General features: G+C 59.1%; 2 pseudogenes. Both read right to left on the bottom strand.

Features of this window, described 5'->3' with window-relative positions:
• Window positions 1-376, bottom strand: a pseudogene (locus K6M89_RS30455) (Ulp1 family isopeptidase); the annotation flags it as partial.
• 514 nt (window positions 377-890) lie between these two features.
• Window positions 891-1,112, bottom strand: a pseudogene (locus K6M89_RS30450) (hypothetical protein); the annotation flags it as partial.
• Window positions 1,113-1,361 lie beyond the last annotated feature (249 nt).

The raw sequence follows: 1,361 nt of genomic DNA, 5'->3' as shown, positions 1-1,361 counted from the left end.
CCCTTCCGTCCCCTCGGCCGACGCTACCGTCGGGTAGAATTTCGTAGTTTCGGACTGCTTCCGCGAACTGGTTGATACGGGTCTCGTCATCAGGATGCATGTCTCGGTCGGCGGGGCGACCACGCTTTCGAACCTTAGTTGAGACCACGTGAGTCTCCGTTGCGGCATCGACGTCTTGCTGCCCCGAACCCCTCTCCGGCGCCAGCGACTGCGGCGTCACTCGCATCGAACCGCCCACGGATCTGCGACGCGGCACACGGTCGCCGGCGTCACTGTCGTGCGAACCGAGGCGCAAGTCGCTCGGATCCTGTTCCAGGTCTCGGCTCTCTGAATAGTAGTCGTCGATCCAGGCGTCCGTATCGAAAGCTCCGGTCACGCCTTCGATCCACCCACTTACTTCGCGAGAATCGTCATCGCGCGGCTGGTTCCGTCTTGGGTACATCGATGCCGGTCCTCCGGAAATCAAATTTGGAACCTCAATCCTAATGCCTGCCGACCGCCGCCCAGCATGCTAAAGCCAGATCCAATCATGCCCCCAAGGCATGGCCGAACACCATATGGCGACGGCTTGCCGACAATCGTCTGCACTCGACCATCAGGCCGGCACATGGCTTGAGAGGCTCGCCAGCTTGCCGCTTGCCATGCGGAGCCCGCTAGAATTGGCCTTCATTTAAGCAGTTCGAGTGATATGTGGGACATGCAGCGTGAAGGGTGCCGTCAGGATTTCCGGTTCCAACCAATCCATCCGCCGGCCTTTCTGATTTCGCCGCCTCAGGCAACGGAACCATATGCGGTGTAGCTGCTGACAGAACCCGTTGCGCGCTTGATAGTTATGCGACCTATGGCGCGGCGATCAGGATGAGACGCGCGCGACAATCTGGATGAGATTCTTATGTCGCGGTCGGGATGAAGTTATCATGTTGATTGTCGCTGGCAAGAGCTTCATCGTGGTCTGATTGCCGCTCCGCGACAAACTGTGCGGTGCCTTTGATTGTCGCGAATGAGGCTGGCCTGCCGCGCTGGCGTTTGGCCTCCATGGCGGAACGTCGTCGATAGCTTTCGACGTTCATTTCGAAGATCGTTGCGTGATGAACAAGTCGGTCCACCGCGGCACCCGCCCGCAGGCATAGTTTGATAGTTGCAGGATACGGGGTCGGCATCGAGCACCCAACTCACACGTTGGTTCATGATCGCCGTATGAAATGCATCCGGCGCCATGGGCGGGTTTCGTCCGGGCCTGAAGCCATAGTAGAACCCGCAAAGGGTAGGCCGTCATAGACGGCACTAAGCACTTCAGCGACCGCGCCAGCATCCTTCGCACCCGAGGCTCTTCCCGCATCCGTATCTGTCTACACCTCAGA

The organism is Rhizobium croatiense (assembly GCF_019793465.1).
Taxonomy (GTDB): domain Bacteria; phylum Pseudomonadota; class Alphaproteobacteria; order Rhizobiales; family Rhizobiaceae; genus Rhizobium; species Rhizobium croatiense.
This window is presented reverse-complemented; position numbering and strand designations above follow the sequence as displayed.